The 16072-nt window shown below is 45.9% G+C and carries 17 protein-coding genes, 1 tRNA gene and 1 riboswitch; of the genes, 3 read left to right on the forward strand and 15 right to left on the reverse strand.

From position 1 onward, the window contains the following. Positions 1-27: 27 nt before the first annotated feature. Together AB4111_RS06095 and pelA are read right to left on the reverse strand one after the other, a co-directional pair. A tRNA-Leu gene (locus AB4111_RS06095) sits at positions 28-112 on the reverse strand. A gap of 172 nt (positions 113-284) precedes the next feature. Continuing rightward, on the reverse strand, positions 285-1238 hold the full coding sequence (gene pelA, locus AB4111_RS06100) for a pectate lyase (RefSeq protein WP_442030849.1): 954 nt from the start codon (positions 1236-1238) through the stop codon (positions 285-287). Positions 1239-1666: 428 nt separating this feature from the next. Further along, positions 1667-1798, forward strand: a riboswitch (cyclic di-AMP (ydaO/yuaA leader). A 5-nt stretch (positions 1799-1803) separates the two neighbouring features. Between pelA and AB4111_RS06105 the strand changes: the two genes are divergently transcribed. Next, positions 1804-2268 carry a C40 family peptidase gene (locus AB4111_RS06105; RefSeq protein WP_253433393.1) on the forward strand — a complete coding sequence of 155 codons (465 nt, stop codon included), beginning with the start codon at positions 1804-1806 and terminating at the stop codon, positions 2266-2268. 100 nt (positions 2269-2368) lie between these two features. Here AB4111_RS06105 and AB4111_RS06110 read toward each other — a convergent pair whose 3' ends face one another. From AB4111_RS06110 to AB4111_RS06125, 4 genes are all read right to left on the reverse strand, one after another. Beyond that, a complete protein-coding gene (locus AB4111_RS06110) occupies positions 2369-2698 on the reverse strand; it encodes a carboxymuconolactone decarboxylase family protein (RefSeq protein WP_017689352.1) in 330 nt (109 codons plus the stop codon). Positions 2699-2839: 141 nt separating this feature from the next. Continuing rightward, positions 2840-3058: a hypothetical protein gene (locus tag AB4111_RS06115; RefSeq protein ID WP_278295843.1), complete on the reverse strand. Its 219-nt coding sequence runs from the start codon at positions 3056-3058 to the stop codon at positions 2840-2842. Positions 3059-3181: 123 nt separating this feature from the next. Then, entirely contained in the window at positions 3182-3511 is a 330-nt protein-coding gene (locus AB4111_RS06120; protein ID WP_036609615.1) for a hypothetical protein, read from the reverse strand. Positions 3512-3608: 97 nt separating this feature from the next. Then, entirely contained in the window at positions 3609-4190 is a 582-nt protein-coding gene (locus tag AB4111_RS06125) for a xanthine phosphoribosyltransferase (protein ID WP_036609617.1), read from the reverse strand. Positions 4191-4394: 204 nt separating this feature from the next. On the opposite strand from AB4111_RS06125, the gene AB4111_RS06130 reads away from it, so the two are divergent. Next, complete coding sequence (locus AB4111_RS06130; RefSeq protein ID WP_442030850.1) at positions 4395-5450, forward strand: YkvI family membrane protein; 1056 nt, start codon at positions 4395-4397, stop codon at positions 5448-5450. A 129-nt stretch (positions 5451-5579) separates the two neighbouring features. Here AB4111_RS06130 and AB4111_RS06135 read toward each other — a convergent pair whose 3' ends face one another. The 6 genes from AB4111_RS06135 to AB4111_RS06160 all read right to left on the reverse strand — a co-directional run bounded on the left by AB4111_RS06135 (position 5580) and on the right by AB4111_RS06160 (position 12469). After that, complete coding sequence (locus AB4111_RS06135) at positions 5580-6710, reverse strand: glycosyltransferase family 4 protein (RefSeq protein WP_442030851.1); 1131 nt, start codon at positions 6708-6710, stop codon at positions 5580-5582. A gap of 377 nt (positions 6711-7087) precedes the next feature. Beyond that, a complete protein-coding gene (locus tag AB4111_RS06140) occupies positions 7088-7636 on the reverse strand; it encodes a GNAT family N-acetyltransferase (protein ID WP_442030852.1) in 549 nt (182 codons plus the stop codon). 106 nt (positions 7637-7742) lie between these two features. Then, positions 7743-8783: a hypothetical protein gene (locus AB4111_RS06145; RefSeq protein ID WP_442030853.1), complete on the reverse strand. Its 1041-nt coding sequence runs from the start codon at positions 8781-8783 to the stop codon at positions 7743-7745. A 97-nt stretch (positions 8784-8880) separates the two neighbouring features. Continuing rightward, positions 8881-9684: a Cof-type HAD-IIB family hydrolase gene (locus AB4111_RS06150; protein WP_442030854.1), complete on the reverse strand. Its 804-nt coding sequence runs from the start codon at positions 9682-9684 to the stop codon at positions 8881-8883. Positions 9685-10028: 344 nt separating this feature from the next. Beyond that, positions 10029-10775: a pseudouridine synthase gene (locus AB4111_RS06155; protein ID WP_442030855.1), complete on the reverse strand. Its 747-nt coding sequence runs from the start codon at positions 10773-10775 to the stop codon at positions 10029-10031. Continuing rightward, positions 10772-12469, reverse strand: a complete 1698-nt coding sequence (locus AB4111_RS06160) for an RsmB/NOP family class I SAM-dependent RNA methyltransferase (RefSeq protein ID WP_442030856.1) — start codon at positions 12467-12469, stop codon at positions 10772-10774. The genes AB4111_RS06155 and AB4111_RS06160 overlap by 4 nt, the downstream gene beginning before the upstream one ends. Positions 12470-12690: 221 nt before the next feature. On the opposite strand from AB4111_RS06160, the gene AB4111_RS06165 reads away from it, so the two are divergent. Further along, the gene (locus tag AB4111_RS06165; RefSeq protein ID WP_253433370.1) at positions 12691-13239 is read left to right on the forward strand and encodes a thioredoxin family protein; all 549 of its coding nucleotides are present in this window, start codon (positions 12691-12693) and stop codon (positions 13237-13239) included. Between the two features lie 218 nt (positions 13240-13457). Here AB4111_RS06165 and AB4111_RS06170 read toward each other — a convergent pair whose 3' ends face one another. The 3 genes from AB4111_RS06170 to AB4111_RS06180 all read right to left on the reverse strand — a co-directional run bounded on the left by AB4111_RS06170 (position 13458) and on the right by AB4111_RS06180 (position 15974). Continuing rightward, positions 13458-13940 carry a DUF309 domain-containing protein gene (locus AB4111_RS06170; RefSeq protein WP_442030857.1) on the reverse strand — a complete coding sequence of 161 codons (483 nt, stop codon included), beginning with the start codon at positions 13938-13940 and terminating at the stop codon, positions 13458-13460. Continuing rightward, on the reverse strand, positions 13927-14742 hold the full coding sequence (locus AB4111_RS06175) for a GTP pyrophosphokinase (protein WP_124113953.1): 816 nt from the start codon (positions 14740-14742) through the stop codon (positions 13927-13929). Before AB4111_RS06175 ends, AB4111_RS06170 begins: the two co-directional genes overlap by 14 nt. Positions 14743-14876: 134 nt before the next feature. Then, the gene (locus tag AB4111_RS06180) at positions 14877-15974 is read right to left on the reverse strand and encodes a quinone-dependent dihydroorotate dehydrogenase (RefSeq protein ID WP_442030858.1); all 1098 of its coding nucleotides are present in this window, start codon (positions 15972-15974) and stop codon (positions 14877-14879) included. Positions 15975-16072: the final 98 nt, after the last annotated feature.

Here is a 16072-nt window from a genome sequence, read left to right on the forward strand (position 1 = left end):
ATTAGCTCAAGGAGTCTTTTGATTAGATGCGGTCGAGAGGACTCGAACCTCCACGGGGGGTTAGCCCACACGGACCTGAACCGTGCGCGTCTGCCAATTCCGCCACGACCGCATATTGTATCTCCGTAATTAATCTCGGCGACAAGAAATAATATATCATGCGGCACCTATCATGTCAACACTGAAAATAATAACATTAAAGCCCGAACCAGACTTCCATGTCGATTCGGGCTTTACCTTTAACTACTGAACGTTTGGTTCATTAAAACGAAGGTATACTCAAATTACAGCTTGGAAGGCCAGTTGCCATACCATGCATAACCGCCTCTTCTTTCTTTATCAATATCACTTAATTTGTATTTAACTACCCCGTCACGACCAATAAAGATGGGTCTATCCGTTCCTATTTCATAGAAGCGTGCCCAAATCGGTGCCGCTTTTGAGTCAGCAATAATCTTGCTATCTCCATTTGCTCTTTCATACTTGTAACCCGTAATTTTCACCTTGTTAAACCAATCCTCCGCTCCTTTAATGGATGCGGTAATTCTAGCGTTAGCAGGTCTCGTTTTCAGGAATTTAACAATCGTTACACTCTCTCCAGCTGTCAGTGATGGTACTTCGTAGATTCTTGCGCTCGCTGGTTTAAGAGAACCAGAATCATGTTGTTGTCCCCATGCTGTCAGCTTGCCGCCCGAAACGACTTGTGTATTTAGAATCGCCTCTACACCTTTGGCAACTGAATTTTTACTGCGATTAGCAAGTGTACTGTCGATAAACGAGAAATCACCTTTGCGTGTTGCTACTTCATCGAGCATGATCATTACATTAATCATTGCATCGTCATTGTAGGTAATATGCTTGTGATATCCGGAGCTTTGGTAGACTTGTGGCCACCCTCCGTTTGAATACTGCATATTGATCAAAAAGTTGATTCCTTTGATTGCAGCTGTGGAGTAGCGTGGATCATTCGTCTTTTTAAATTCCTTCGCCAATCTTCTAATTTCTGAGTATGTAGCCTTGTTGTCAATCGTGGACTTCGCCCACTCTCCACTTGTTTGTTTATAATCTTTTCTCCAACCTCCATCCGACAGTTGGTTCTTCAAAATATCTGAAATACTCGCTGTAGTACCCGATGCATCAGCAGCAGATACCGTCCCTACAGGGAGAACTGCAATTCCAACTGTTGAGAACACCATGGCGCATGCCAGGACAAAAGTAACTATTTTCTTTGCTTTCAAATGTAACACTCTCCCATGTTCATTGTAATAACATCCACAATTCTACCTTACCTATAAGACCAGTCCTCAACCTCCTTAATTTGAATATATAACACAATAAAATCAATTTTCATCCAATATGTGGATTGGATAATCAGATAATATGCAAAAAATCGATTATTGTCAATATATGCAACTTAATGAATATAATCTCTTAAATACTACATAACGGAATAGTTCTTTTAACTCATGACAAACCTATTTATTTATCCAAATTCGTCTCAAACGAATCAATAATGACGTTTTTGTCATGAATGATACCCAAACTTGATCCCTTCTTTCATGGAAAAACGTTAATTCCGCTAACATTGAGGTATTACGAAGGGGTTTAAAAGGGTTTGACAATTACGCATTTATGCAATATAGTTTCAAATAGTTACAAAAACTTAATTATTCATTTGCCGAGTTTCAGATTTGAAAACGGGGGAACCATTTTGGGTGAATTATTCTTATACATAGGAAATATAGGGAACCTTCTACCGAACCCTTAGCTAACTCCGTAGGCATCGAAGGGAGAACATTGATTTTGAAAAAACTGATTATCTCCATTTTTGGAGCGGCTGTACTATTTACATCCGGGGCAACAAGCACAGAGGCAAGCAGTATTAACTCCGTAGTGAACAACATGACAGGTATACCTTACAAGTGGGGTGGCACGACTCTGGCCGGCTTCGACTGTTCCGGGTTTATGAGATATATTTTCAACAAATACAGCATTGAATTGCCACGTACTTCGCAACAGCAAGCCAAAGCAGGTACTCCGGTAGCCAAGAGCAATGTTCGGACAGGTGATCTGGTGTTCTTTAATACAACAGGCAAAGGCATTTCACATACAGGTGTGTATATTGGCGGTGGACAATTCGCTCACGCTTCGAGCAGTAAAGGTGTAAGCATCACTAAGTTATCGAATCCATACTTCAATGACCGCTACGTGACAGCACGTCGGGTAACTGGACAGTTTATGTATGATAAAATGTTGGGTAAAATGTAGGTATGATATAGAAAGAGGAGGCTCCGGATTAACCCGGAACCTCCTCTTTTGTTTGGCTTGCTCTTTATGAGAACAGTCCTTGGACTACCTCCATCTACAATTAATGCAGCGCCTTCTGCACTCGCATCGCGCCCTGAGACAGGGCATGTCCGCCTCCTACAGCTCCGGCCACGGCTACGGTCTCCATGATCTCCTGATCTGTAGCGCCCTTGGCACGGGCTTCTTCTACATGGTAGAAGGTACATACCTCATTATTGGCAAACAATCCAATGCCGAGCGCAATTAGCTGTTTTGTCTTGGCATCAATCACGCCAGGTTGGAAACATTCTCCTGTAAACTCATGATACGACTTCACCACACCTGGCAGCACATCGCTTAATGCTCCAATCTGATCCTTATAGGCATGAACTTTATCATTCATCAATGTCATGGCTTGTAGCACACCCTCTCGGCTATAGTTACAGAACTTTCTCACTGTACCTATCTTCTCTCCCGAGTGAGTCAATTATGCCAAGAAATCATGGTAATTCCAAACATTTATACGCCCATACTTCTGACATAATGATCGTTGTTACTCACCAAGTGGACTCTGGCGCGGTTCGCTGAACAACTGATATCGGTATCCGCGATCCAACTTGACGACACGTCGATTCTGACGACGGATAAGTACCTGCTCGCCATCCCAGGCAACTACAATCCCGGTTACATCGTTAGATTCCAGTTCGTCCCGTACTACTCTGACTTTCTCACCTGACAGACGCAGGGCGTCCAATTCTGTATCACTAATCATGTTCATGGCTCCTATATTCCAAATTTATTTATTTACAAAAAGAGACCTAAATGAAAAGTCATTTAGGTCTCACGTGACTGTATTGGACTGTCATGTCATTCGAAATTATGTCCCGACTGAAAGTTACCGCTGCGCGTGCTCTTTGCTGTCGTTCTTCTCGAACCAAAAATCAAGCACTTTGGCGGACATCACACGTTCTTCAAGGTACTCCACTTGATGCGGTGTAAATTGTTCTTTCCAAGAGAAGGACAACTCTTCGCACAAGCCTACAATCGTCAGTAATTCTGACCAGGCAACATAGCGTTTGTACCAGAAAAATTGAGGATGTTCAATCATATAGGGATAAAGGTCATCGAATTCCGTATGTTTACAATCCAGGGCACGTTCAAAATGAACTTTCGATTCCGCCAGCTTATCATTAAAGAATTGTTCTGTTGCCGGTTGGTTCCCCATGGTGTTGCCTCCTCTCCCTAACATAACCCCATTATAAATGAAATTCGCGGTCATGCAAAGGCATAGTTCAAAAAATAGGCCCTATTCCTTTAAAATGTCACATTTCGTTATCGTCAAATTGTACCGTTCCATCGTTCAGGGAACGAATACGTACCAAGGCTTCCACCGGAATACCCTGTTCACGAATCGTTCGTGCCCCTGCCTGAAAACTTTTCTCGACCACAACGCCGAATCCAACGAGTTCCGCACCGGAACGCTCGATAATTTTGATGACGCCACGAGCGGCATCTCCATTGGCAATAATATCATCAATGAACAAAATACGGTCATTCTCATGAATGAACTCGCGAGATACCATAATGTCAGTTACAATTCCTTTGGTAAAGGACGGTACGCGCTCACAGTAAGCATCAGGATCAGCTAGAAGTGTTTTTTTGCGACGGGCGAATACAAGTGGCACCCCGAGTTCATAGGCTGCGGCAAACGCAACCGGAATCCCTGAGGATTCTACCGTGATTACCCGAGTCACTCCACTTTCACGAAAACGGGCTGCAAACTCACGTCCCATCTCCATCGTTAATGCAGGATCAATCTGGTGGTTCAACAAACCATCCAGTTTCAATACTTGATCCGAGATAACAACACCCTCTTGTAAAATTCGTTGTTTCAATAATTCCATAAATTGACCTCCCAAGCCTATCCTATGAGGTAAAAGTATCATATATCTATCTATAAGTTCAAGCGAAATTGCCTGGGCGCTGTCCTTGAGACACAATTCAAGCCAAAGCACATTATCGATTGTCATGTCTTTCGTGGGTCAAGCATACCTTGTACCATGGTACCCGCATGTCCAAACTATACAGGGGCCTGAGAGGGGAAACACATGAAACAGGCATTTCGGGTGCTGCAGATCGCATTTACATACATCGGAACGGTTGTCGGAGCCGGCTTCGCTACAGGGCAGGAAATTTTGCAGTTTTTTACCCAGTATGGCAAATGGGCCACCGTCACCATAGGCTTATCCACCATACTCTTTGTCTGGTTAGGTACCAAAATGATGCTGATCGCTCACGATACCGGGTCCCGCTCTTATGAGGACCTGAACAAACATTTATTCGGCCCCAAGGCGGGAAAATGGATCACCTGGGTGACCCTTCTCATTCTCATTGGCGTGAACAGCGTCATGCTTGCCGGAGCAGGTTCCGTCTTTGTCGAACATCTGGGTTTGCATTATCAGACCGGTCTAATCGTCACACTTGTAGGGACATATCTGCTTCTCGGTCGGGGAATCCAGGCTATTCTTCAAATGAATAGCATCGTCGTGCCCATGATGCTGCTGTTATCTCTGCTCATGATCACCAGTACCATCCATCATCCAGGAGCTTCCCGATTCATCACATTGACGACAGACTCAAACCCTATTCAAGTATGGCTGTCTCCACTGTTGTATAGTTCGTTCAATCTGGCGTTAGCTCAAGCTGTTCTTGTGCCCGTTGGCAACCAGATTCGCAGTCGGAATGTACTGAAGTGGGGCGGAGTATTGGGTGGAATTGGCGTAGGTTTCATGCTGATGGCAGCTCATTTTGCCATGTCAGCACAGATGCCCGGCATCATCCAATTCGAAATTCCGATGGGCAGCATTGCCTTTCAACTTGGATGGGCAGTACAATCTGTATATGTATCCCTTATTTTCATGGAAATATTCAGTACATTTGTTGCCGATATCTACGGCATGACCTTGCAACTCAGACAACATATACGCGTTCATCCCCGTTTCATTACATTAACCATTATGCTGCTGTGTTACTCACTCAGTCAGTTTGGATTCAGTTCTCTACTATCCATCCTTTATCCTATCTTCGGAAGTTTGGCACTGTTCTGGGCAGCCAAATTGGTATTAAGCCGCTGGGGTGCCTTCCGTGGACGCAAAAATATATAAACGGTGATGTACTTCATGAATATGAGCATCCGTTTGCTTCATACCATAATTCATCACTCATGCGCCTTCCTTTTGCATGAAAAAAAAGCCGCTGTTTAGCACAGCGGCTCGCACTTTTTGCTCTCTCTTTTAGGCCTTGCTGGGAAACTGTAAATACATCTTCTTCAACTCATTGACCGATCTGCCGAGCGAGTAATGTGTTTTGGCTTTTTCACACGCTGAACGAGCAAGTTCATAACGATAAGCCGGATCGAGCATCACCTTTTCAAGCGCTTCAGCCAGTGCAGAAGGATCTTCTGCCGGTACAAGCAACCCATTGCTACCATTCTCGATCTGTTCCGGTATACCACCTACATCCGTACCCACAAGAGCAAGACAACTCAGCGCCGCTTCAGCGAAGACGGAACCAAATGCCTCTGCCCGTGAAGGAAGTACAAAAATATCAAAGAATGGCATGAATTCCTCAGGGTGCAGTGTGTAACCATAGAAAATGGTCTCATTATAGATTCCCAATCGCTGCGCCAACTCTTCCAGATCAGGACGAATCGGTCCGTCTCCAATAATATGTAACACATAATCATGACCTCGGCCCTTCAGCTCCGCACAGGCTTTGAAAAGAATATCCAACCCTTTTGCCGGAACAAGCCGACATACCGTGACCAGCTGTGGTATCGCATTATCATGAGGAATCGGCTTAAAGCGCTTCTCATCAAATCCATTGGGAATCACACCGATGACATCAGGTTCCTTCACATAGGGAGCCAGATAACGACGGAACGAATCCGACACCGTCAAGAGGCGCTCTGCCTGGTGTTCAAGCTCACCGTATATCGCAAGCAGGAAGCGATGCTCCGGTCCATCCGTTTCAATGCGTCCATTAAGAATTAATTCTCTTTCATAACTGGAGTGAATCGTCTGAATAAGGGGTGTATCCGGGAAGACCGTTTTCATCGCAAGTCCAGCAATGGGGTGGTGAGCATGGATCAGATCATAGGGCTTCTGAATACGCAGTTTGGTCCACCATAGATAATCACGATAGGTTTGAATATATTTTTGGACAACAGGACTATCCTGATATTCAGTCCAGTCAAACGTTTCGAAATGAACTTCCTCTCTGCCCTTGTTGCGAATTCGCTTCGGTAACGAGAACAGATCCATTTCCCACCTCGGGGTTGTAAATCTCTCTTGCATATACGGAATCATAGAGGATACACCTCCGGGCTGCTCCGGAGGAAAGAAAAGCGCCTGCAGCAATTTCACTGTTAGTTTCCCCCTTTCTACTTACGTTCTTTCAATGCATCTTCATTCATGATATATCAGAACATATGTTCAGTAAAGATACAAAATGAGAATCCCTCTCAACTGCCCATCCTATGATGGATGCACATCCGTTTATTTTCTCTGAATACGGCTCTACTATCCATTATGACATAGGGAAGCCGGAACATCTATATTACGATAAACACAGCAAACTTTTGCTATTTAAACTGCTCAATCAAGGCAAACTGATCAAGCTTTTGTTCATCAACTCGTATATACAACATATTCATGAAACGTGCCCCTCAGAAGCAAAAGCTTTAAATCAGCAGTCAACCGCTTGCAGTTGTCGTCACATCTTCATTGGACAGTCAGAATGCTCAGCTCAGTATCTCCACGGGCTTCTCATATGTACTGTAACCATCTGTCTCTCCCAAAAAAGTATACCCGTTCCGCGCGTAAAAGGCATTTAACGTTGCGTTGCTGGCTCCGCAGTCCAAACGAACCGTATGTTTGCCTTCAAAGTGTATGCCGCTACTGGACCATTCCAATATTGATCGTCCCAGACCGCTCTGGGCATATTGTCTTCGGATCGCCAGCCGATGCAGATAGATTGCGCCATCCTCGGCGTAAGCTTTTGATCCCCAGAGATGAATATCCCACGGGCTTGGCTGAACCATAAGGATCACCATCCCCGCTACGTCCGCTCCTTTTTTAAATACAAACACATCCCCGCGCCGAATTGCCCCTGCCGTATCATGTGAATCTTCACCTTTAAGCAAAGCGTTCCATTGGGAAGAACCTTGGCTCTGTAACCATTCGGCTGTCTCCACCAACAGCGACATCACATCCTCCGTATCTTTGGGCTTCGCCTGAACCGCTTGAAATCCATCGTTGATATATTCGCTACTGATCCTGAATGAGTGCATGATTGTTCTCCTCCACTTCCTGAGCTCTATTAAACTAATGGTACTATACCGGGAAATGGATTTTTCGTCAAAATGAGAACAAAAAAAGGTAAAAGGCAGCTGCCTTTTACCCATCTATTCTGGCTTCATCAATAATCTGATTTCGATACAACATCGTAAGGTGCAGCGTATCAAACTCCATTTCCTTGTCCAACTCCTGCATCAACACTTCGACCAGGCTCTTTCGCTGCACGCTGGTTCCAGGAACCTCGTAATCAATGTATCCCGTCAGATCGGATTGAGAGGTGTCTATTGTTGCTGTTCCCACAGGCAACCCACCCCGTTCTTGAAGAAACAGCTCATATACCCGGAACTCCCGATCCTTACGCTTCAGCATAACATAACATGCTTCTTCAGCAGCTTCCAACTCATTTAGATCCGATTCATCGGTATCCTCAAATTCCTCGGAGAAATCGCGATGTATCCACTCTAGCGTCTCAAGTTCGTTTCCCTGATGCCACATGCGGATCGTAATCGTATCGATGATGTCCTCATCCAGCTCTCTGACCAGCAACTCTGCCGCGGCTTCCAATTGATTCTCTTCCGGCTCGTCATACCAGTGTATTTCACCTTGTACATCAGCACCATATTGTTTTAAGGAAGCTTCTGCAAGTTCCTGTCCTTCGACATCATTGAATATATACGTGGATATGCTGCGCCCTGCGCTTACCATTTCCATCTCCAGAACCTGATCCCGATCTTCATATGTAAACGACTCGGCTTGTGATACGGGAATTACCTTACTTTCACTGCTGTCTATATCGTCATGACCGCCTTCGTCATGATTCATATCTTCAGACGTCCACATTGTCTCTGACTCAGGCTTATGCAGAACCGAATGTAGTGAGCCACAACTAACCAGCACTTCGTAATATGCAGCTTCCAATGCATCTGCAAGAGATCGGACATAGGCATGCACTTTTTCCACAATAAGTTGCTCTGTACCATCTGGCAGAGACTCCTGCTCGATCTGAAGACTACCTGATAAACGATCTCCTTCTCTGTACACAAGAAAAAGTGACCCTGCATATTGACCATTAACCATCACGTCCTGCACTTCTCCACCTGATGTCCGCAGGTCTGCAACCAATTCCACATCATATTTCATCACGTGTCCTCCTCCATTCCTAACGTTATTCTCTTAGGATGCCCCTAAGGACGGTAGATTATGAGGGAAACGTGCATTTCAAATATAAGATGTAGGGTTAGACGGATAACACATATTTTTGGATTGCGTGTGCAACACCTTGGTCGTTATTGGAGAGTGTAACCTCGTCCGCAGCAGCTTTCACCTCGTCCGGTGAGTTATCCATAGCAATGCCTTTGCCCGCAAAGGTCAGCATCGTAATATCATTGAAGTAGTTGCCAATCGCCATGATCTCCGAAGGCATGATTCCTTTGGATTCGGCAAGTCTTTTAAGTGCAGTGCCTTTGGAAGCTTCGGGATGCATCAAGTCAATAAAAAAATCACCACTCCGTGTCATATAATAAGGCAGATTCCAGGTGGACCACTCCTGGAGCACGGCATCCATCTGTTCAATCGGTCCAAATGCAGTGAACTTGGCCAGCGGTTCTGTCATGTCAACCCACTTAGGTAATTTCAGTGGCTCTGCCATAAAGTTGTAATACATCTCACGCACCTGCAACCCCAGACCTTCTGGCTGATCCACATACAGACCAAATGCCGTATTGATGTCAAAATGTACTCCGTTGGTTCGACAGTAGGATATGATCGGCTCAAGTCCTTGTCCATCTAATGCAAAATGATGAACCACCTCACGGGTATCCACTTGCGCCGTTACGGCACCATTATGTGTAATCACATATCCATCGAGTCCCATCTGCTCCATAAAAGGAATCGTGTTGGCAGGACCTCTACCTGAACACAGAACGATCTCCGCTCCCTGACGGGAAGCTTGGATCAAGGTCTCCTGAGTCCATTCGGTTAGTTCATGATGATCATTCAGCAGTGTTCCATCTACATCAAGTGCAATTAATTTATAAGTCATTCTGGCTTCATTCCTCATCTATTAGTAGTCGCACCCACCCAAACCCTCCCTTCCGAGGGAGGGCCCCAGAGAGCTCTGCCCTCTGGACTCCCGTCTTGCTCATCGGTGGTAGGTCGGGTCTTGCTATGTAACGGTTGGCGTAGGAACGCTTGTTGCCGGGAACACCGCTTTTCAGCGGCGATACCGCCCAAGCTTAACCGGGACCATTTCGGGCAGGGCTTCGCTTTCTGCCCGGCTCCCTGCTTCGCTTCGCGCAGGACGGGAGCTTTCTCGCCTTCGGCGTTCGTAAAGGGGCTTCGCTTTCCTCCTCGACTCCCTGCTTCACTTCGTGAAGAACGGGAGCTTTACTTCCGCAGAAGGTTTAACTCTTCTGCTGTTAGTTCACGATAACTTCCGATGGCTAGATCGGAAGCCAATTCAAGCTCACCCATGGCTACGCGTTTCAGATAGATCACTCGCTTGCCTACCGCCTGAAACATACGTTTCACCTGGTGAAATTTCCCTTCGTGAATAATAAGCGAGATCGACGAGATCGTGCCTTCTTCGGTCTCTTCCCGGCCAAGTATAGTCAGCTCAGCAGGCAATGTCTCGTATCCGTCATCCAATTGAATGCCCGCTTTGAAACGTTGCACATCCGCATCATCCACGTTTCCCAGTACACGGGCTTCGTAGGTTTTGGGCACATGCTTGCGTGGAGATAACAGATCATGGGCAAGCGGACCATCATTCGTGAGAATGAGCAGTCCCTCTGTATCCTTATCCAGTCGTCCCACAGGAAACGGGTTGAAGACCCGCTCCTCTTTCCGCAGCAGATCCAGCACCGTCTTATCTCTGTTGTCCTCCGTAGCAGACACAACACCCGGAGGTTTATGCAGCATCAGATAGATCATCTCCCGATACATAATCCGCTCGCCATCGGCTTCAATGACGTTGACCTCGGGATTCACCTGTACACCGCTGTCTTTCACCGCTTTGCCGTCCACATGGATTCTGCCTTGTTTCACCATCCTTTTGAGTTCACTTCGTGTTCCCACACCCATATGGCTTAATATTTTGTCCAGACGCAGCGTTTGTTTCCCTTTTCCACTCATACCGATGTCCACCTCCACCCTGCCGGATATTCATTCTTCAGTACACCATCCAGCCATTTTCCCCAGCCAGCGGCATAACCATCTACACATACAAGAACGTACCCTTTGGCAACCGTATCCGCCTTGAGCACCACTCGTTCTTCTTCAATATTTAACGTTTCACCCTTGAGGTATCTCACGGCTTCGCCATCAGCGGATGACAGATTTACGCTTCGCCGTGCTTCAAATGCATTCAGAGCACAGGCAAGCGGATGGGACGGAACAAATCGTCCATTCTTGATCGTTCCCATAAACCAGCCTGGACGAATGACTTTCAGTCCCTCCAACCGAGCTGCACCAACCGATGATTGATACACCCGATCTCCATAACATACCGTCTCTCCAGTTAACTCAATCTCCAATTGTTCTTTCATAAACTGACTGTAGATCGCAACCGGATCAATACTTGCAGGATCAGCTCCGCGTCCCTGACCCCGTTCCGATTTACGTCCACCGTGATCTTTACCTTTTTTGCCCTGTTTACCCGAATTCTTGCCGCCACCAGCTTGTCTGTCATGGGACTCTCGGGATTCGAGTCGCAATAAACGTTCCTTTTTACGATCAGCCTTGGTCATAGCAATTGAAGAAGCAGCAATAGAGTGATCCTTGTTCCCCTCTACTTCAATCCTGGACACATCCTCGACCTGTCCATACTCCATTGCTCCTTCTTTAACTACTCCTGGTTGATCTGTTTCGAGTCCTTGCTCTGCACGATGCTGTAATACAGCTACATAATGTCCTTCCCCTTCCAAAAGGTGAGGCCACAATCTTGCGGTACCACGCGTTTGATCCAGCACTTCTTTTGTATCATCAGCCTTCTCAGGCATCATCTGACGCACCCATTCCGGACGCCCTGGAGCGAATCCTGTCTCTTCAGGAATGTCCTTTACAACGAAATCACGGTTTTTATTCAGAAACTCCGCAATCATTGCTTCATTTTCCTCCGGCGCAAAGGTACATGTCGAATACACAATCGTACCTCCCGGAGCCAGCAATCGTGCCGCAGTCTCAAGAATATCGCGCTGCATGAGTACACATTTTTCCACCGAATGATGCTCCCACGATTTCACCATGTCTTCATCCTTGCGGAACATACCTTCACCTGAACAAGGCGCATCGATTAATACCTTGTCAAAATAATGAGGAAATGCATGCGCAATCCGCTCGGGCGACTCATTCAAAACAACGGCGTTCCGCACCCCGTACAATTCCACGTTCTTGGCCAGCGCTTTTGTGCGTTCAGCATGGATATCGTTCGTGACAAGCACACCCTTGCCTTGCAGCTTTGCAGCAATCTGTGTCGTTTTCCCTCCCGGAGCAGCGCACAGATCAAGCACACGATCGCCAGGTTTCACCTGCAATAATTCAACTGGAGCCATTGCACTTGGTTCCTGTATATAATACAGGCCTGCATGATAATAAGGGTGCAGCCCCGGTTTAACACCATGAGGTACATAGAACCCTGTCTCACACCAAGGAATAGGTCTTAGATCAAACGGAGCAATCTCATCGAACTGTTCCATCGATATTTTCAGTGTATTCACTCTCAGTCCCGCATGGGGAGACTGTTCATAAGATTTCATAAATTGTTCAAACTCATCACCAAGCAAACGTTCCATTCGCTCAGCAAATATCAAAGGTAACTTTACACCCATATTCCCACTCATCCTGTCTTGGTAAGATTGCAATATCGTTTTATTTTATCATATCCAAGCTTTGCTTTCCTATCATATCGTATCTATTCCACTACAGCGTGTAATGTAGTATAATGGCAAGTAGATTGATTCCTGAGCAAAAATCCGGGTGTTTATGCATATTATCCCAACCTTTATTTTTGCCCAAACTATATTTCGATATGATCGATGGGGGATGTCCAATGAAATCCAAGAAGAAAAAGAAAAGTGCTGCGATCCTTATATTCCTGGGTATTTTAATCATTATGATTGCAGCATTGGTTGTCGTAGACCAGCAATCCAAAAAACAGATGGATTCAGTGGAAAATGCTTATGGCATCGCTGCTTCCAAGCTTAATCCAGCTACACGTGAGCTGCTTAGTGATCCCAACTATCAACAAATTATTGTGCCCGCTGATCTCAAAGCCAAAATCGATAACAAAGACAGCTTTTTTGTTTATTTCTTCGCTTCCGACTGCTCGCACTGCCGTGCCACAACACCTCAGTTGATGCCACTGGTTGACAGTGAAGGTATTGAGCTTCCGCAGTTCAATCTGCGCGAATTCGAAGCAGGATGGACCGATTACAACATCGAGTTCACGCCTACACTCGTCTATTATGAGGCTGGTGTCGAGAAAGACCGTATGGTTGGCGGACTTCAAGAGAATGGTAGTGACCAAGGCTACACACTGGATGATTACAAACAATTCTTCCAAAAATATAAAGGCAGTGCCACTCCTTCGGCAAGCTAACTAATAGATCATTTTCATAATTAAGCACAATAAAGGTACTTATGTCACCAGACACTGTTCTGTTTAAGGACAGGCTGTGCCACCTGCAATTATCTGAATATGACGCAACATTCAAAAACACCCCGATCTTTCCCTTTACAGGAATCGTCGGGGTGTTTCATAATCATGGAACTTCATATCCATGGGATGCTCATTTGAATGCTAACGCTGATTACGGCTTAACTTTTACCCTGATCCATCGCCTTCATCTTCTCTTCGTATATTCGCCCTCTGGTAGGACTCCGGCGTTGCGGAATATTAGGTTTAAGCTCAAGTGATCTTCTAGATATCTCCTGTTCTAAGACCTCATCAACAATTCGTATGGACAAATCCCTGTAAGACACTGACTGAGCATCTGATTGGGACAGTTCCTTCACGATTTCCTGTACATCCCGTACCAAAGTCCCAAGGTCAATGCCCAGAATCGTATCAGGATAAGGTTCCAGAAGGTCAAGTGAGCTCTGTAACATCATCGTTCCTCCGCGGAGATTGCCATTCCTGAAGTGGTATAAACCAACTGCAATCTGCAACAATCCTTTATAGAGAGAATCCCGGTTCCGTTCAAGCCACAATTCTTCCAGCACCTCATGGCACTCGAAATAATCCTGATCCCGATTGAAGTAGATTAAGTAGTCAATGTACAGTGGCTCATAGATGCTCATCCGGGTTTTCGCCCTTTCTGGCGTTGTTCAGAAGTGTTTTCACATCATCCAGCAAGTCTTTGAGCCCTTCCATATCATGTCGTTCCCAGTAATCGTTAAAACGCTTCTGTGCTTCAATCGCTTCACTGACAAGGTGGTAGAAGTATAATTGATGAATGATATTCAATGTTCTTGACACAATATTGGAATCATCCTCAAATGCCTTCTGCGCCTCCAAAATCTGTAGACGAATGGCAGACATCTCATTATCCAGTACAAAAGCAGCCTCAGCTGTTTTTTTCAACCTGGCTCGCATGTCATCCGGTAAGCTCTCCCGAAATTTGTAACTCAGAGAATGTTCAATGGTAGCCCAGAAATTCATGGCAAGTGTCCGGATCTGAATCTCTGCCAATACGATCTTTTGTCCCAGAGCCGTCTGAACGGGATACTCAATAATCATATGGAAGCTGCGATAGCCGCTCTCTTTGAAATTCGTAATATAATCTTTCTCAATGAGTACCGTGAGATCCTTGCGGCCTCGAATGTATTCGGCAACCCGACGGATATCATCTACAAATTGGCACATGATACGGATACCTGCAATATCCTCAATGCCTGTCTCCACGTCATCAAGCGACACATTCAGTCGTCTGGATTTCTCCAGAATACTGGATATTTTTTTGACACGACCGGTAACGAATTCAATCGGGGCATACTCTTCCCGTTTTTTCAGCTCCGCCCGCATTGTCTTAAACTTGACTTTTAATTCCTCTACCGCTTGTTCATAAGGAAGTAAAAATGTACCCCAGTCTCTACCGTCCATGCTTATGCCTCCTGTCTCTATAGCGTCCCCTGTTCTATTCCATTATACATGATGTTTGGTGGGGGGAAGAGTCCCGAACCATTTTACGCTCTTCCATGCTTCTATAATTTCATTCCGGGGATTCACAATCCTTCTTAACGATGCTCCGCACCAACCGCTTCAGAGATATGACGATAACCGTCCTTGCGCAGTAACTCACGCAGTCCGGCATGAATACGCCGATTCACCTCAGGGCCTTCGTAGATCAATGCTGTATATATTTCGACCAGGCTTGCTCCGGCTTTAATCTTCTCGTATGCATCCTCACTTGTGAAAATGCCACCTGAACCGATGATCGGAAGTTTGCCTTCCGTCTGACGATAGATCTGACGAATAATCTCCGTCGAACGCTCACGCAGAGGTTTACCACTCAGACCGCCAGTCTCTTTCGCATGTTGGTGGGAAAGTCCTGTACGACTGATGGTTGTGTTCGTAGCAATAATGCCAGCAACACCGCTGTCTGCAATGGTGCGAACCATATATTCAAGTTCCTGATCATTCACATCCGGTGCGATCTTCACCAGAACGGATTTGGTCGCTCCGCCCGCTCGCGCGTGCTGCACGTTCATCTCATTCATAACCGCAGCGAGCAATTCCTTCAATTCATTCCCATGTTGCAGATTACGCAAATCCGGTGTATTTGGTGAACTGATATTGACCACGAACAGATCAGCATAATCGTATAGTGCCTGAATGCACTTGGAATAGTCCAGGTGAGCTTCCTTATTAGACGTTGCTTTATTCTTGCCGATGTTAACAGCTACCGGAATACGCCGATCCTGTAGACGTGCCAATTCACCTGCCATGGCTTCCGCACCAAGATTGTTGAAGCCCATCCGGTTCACCAAAGCCTCATCTGGAGGCAAACGGAACAGCCGTGGTTGATCGTTACCTGGTTGTGCAAGTGGTGTCACGGTTCCCACTTCCATGAATCCAAATCCGATGGAAGAAAATCCCGTTACGGCCTGTCCGTTTTTGTCCAGACCCGCAGCCAGACCAACAGGTGTAGGGAAATGACACCCAAACATGTCAACAGCCAGATCAGACGTTTCACGAACGCCGTACATCACTCGCAGTCCGGAAGGAACCGGACGGATGCTACCCACGCCACTAAGGCCGCCAATAATCAGATGATGGGCCTGTTCAGGGTCCATTTTGAACAACAAAGGTTTAGCAAGACTTCTGTATAACAAATCACTCACTCCGTTCTGGTCCGGTACGCCAATAAGCCGTTGTCCGTCTTTTCATATGTAAAAAAACACTCTACACACAAGTCTATCTGTTTCTTATT

It is taken from the genome of Paenibacillus sp. 2KB_22, from assembly GCF_052115745.1.
Taxonomy (GTDB): Bacteria; Bacillota; Bacilli; order Paenibacillales; family Paenibacillaceae; genus Paenibacillus.

What these genes read in the sequence shown, in the direction of transcription:
- AB4111_RS06160 (WP_442030856.1), bottom strand. Translation starts at nt 12,469, where the DNA reads ATGGGTGTAAAGTTACCTTTGATATTTGCTGAGCGAATGGAACGTTTG.
- AB4111_RS06130 (WP_442030850.1), top strand. Translation starts at nt 4,395, where the DNA reads ATGAAACAGGCATTTCGGGTGCTGCAGATCGCATTTACATACATCGGA.
- AB4111_RS06140 (WP_442030852.1), bottom strand. Translation starts at nt 7,636, where the DNA reads ATGCACTCATTCAGGATCAGTAGCGAATATATCAACGATGGATTTCAA.
- AB4111_RS06150 (WP_442030854.1), bottom strand. Translation starts at nt 9,684, where the DNA reads ATGACTTATAAATTAATTGCACTTGATGTAGATGGAACACTGCTGAAT.
- AB4111_RS06115 (WP_278295843.1), bottom strand. Translation starts at nt 3,058, where the DNA reads ATGATTAGTGATACAGAATTGGACGCCCTGCGTCTGTCAGGTGAGAAA.
- AB4111_RS06175 (WP_124113953.1), bottom strand. Translation starts at nt 14,742, where the DNA reads ATGGACGGTAGAGACTGGGGTACATTTTTACTTCCTTATGAACAAGCG.
- AB4111_RS06125 (WP_036609617.1), bottom strand. Translation starts at nt 4,190, where the DNA reads ATGGAATTATTGAAACAACGAATTTTACAAGAGGGTGTTGTTATCTCG.
- AB4111_RS06120 (WP_036609615.1), bottom strand. Translation starts at nt 3,511, where the DNA reads ATGGGGAACCAACCGGCAACAGAACAATTCTTTAATGATAAGCTGGCG.
- AB4111_RS06155 (WP_442030855.1), bottom strand. Translation starts at nt 10,775, where the DNA reads ATGAGTGGAAAAGGGAAACAAACGCTGCGTCTGGACAAAATATTAAGC.
- AB4111_RS06145 (WP_442030853.1), bottom strand. Translation starts at nt 8,783, where the DNA reads ATGAAATATGATGTGGAATTGGTTGCAGACCTGCGGACATCAGGTGGA.
- AB4111_RS06110 (WP_017689352.1), bottom strand. Translation starts at nt 2,698, where the DNA reads ATGACATTGATGAATGATAAAGTTCATGCCTATAAGGATCAGATTGGA.
- AB4111_RS06170 (WP_442030857.1), bottom strand. Translation starts at nt 13,940, where the DNA reads ATGAGCATCTATGAGCCACTGTACATTGACTACTTAATCTACTTCAAT.
- AB4111_RS06165 (WP_253433370.1), top strand. Translation starts at nt 12,691, where the DNA reads ATGAAATCCAAGAAGAAAAAGAAAAGTGCTGCGATCCTTATATTCCTG.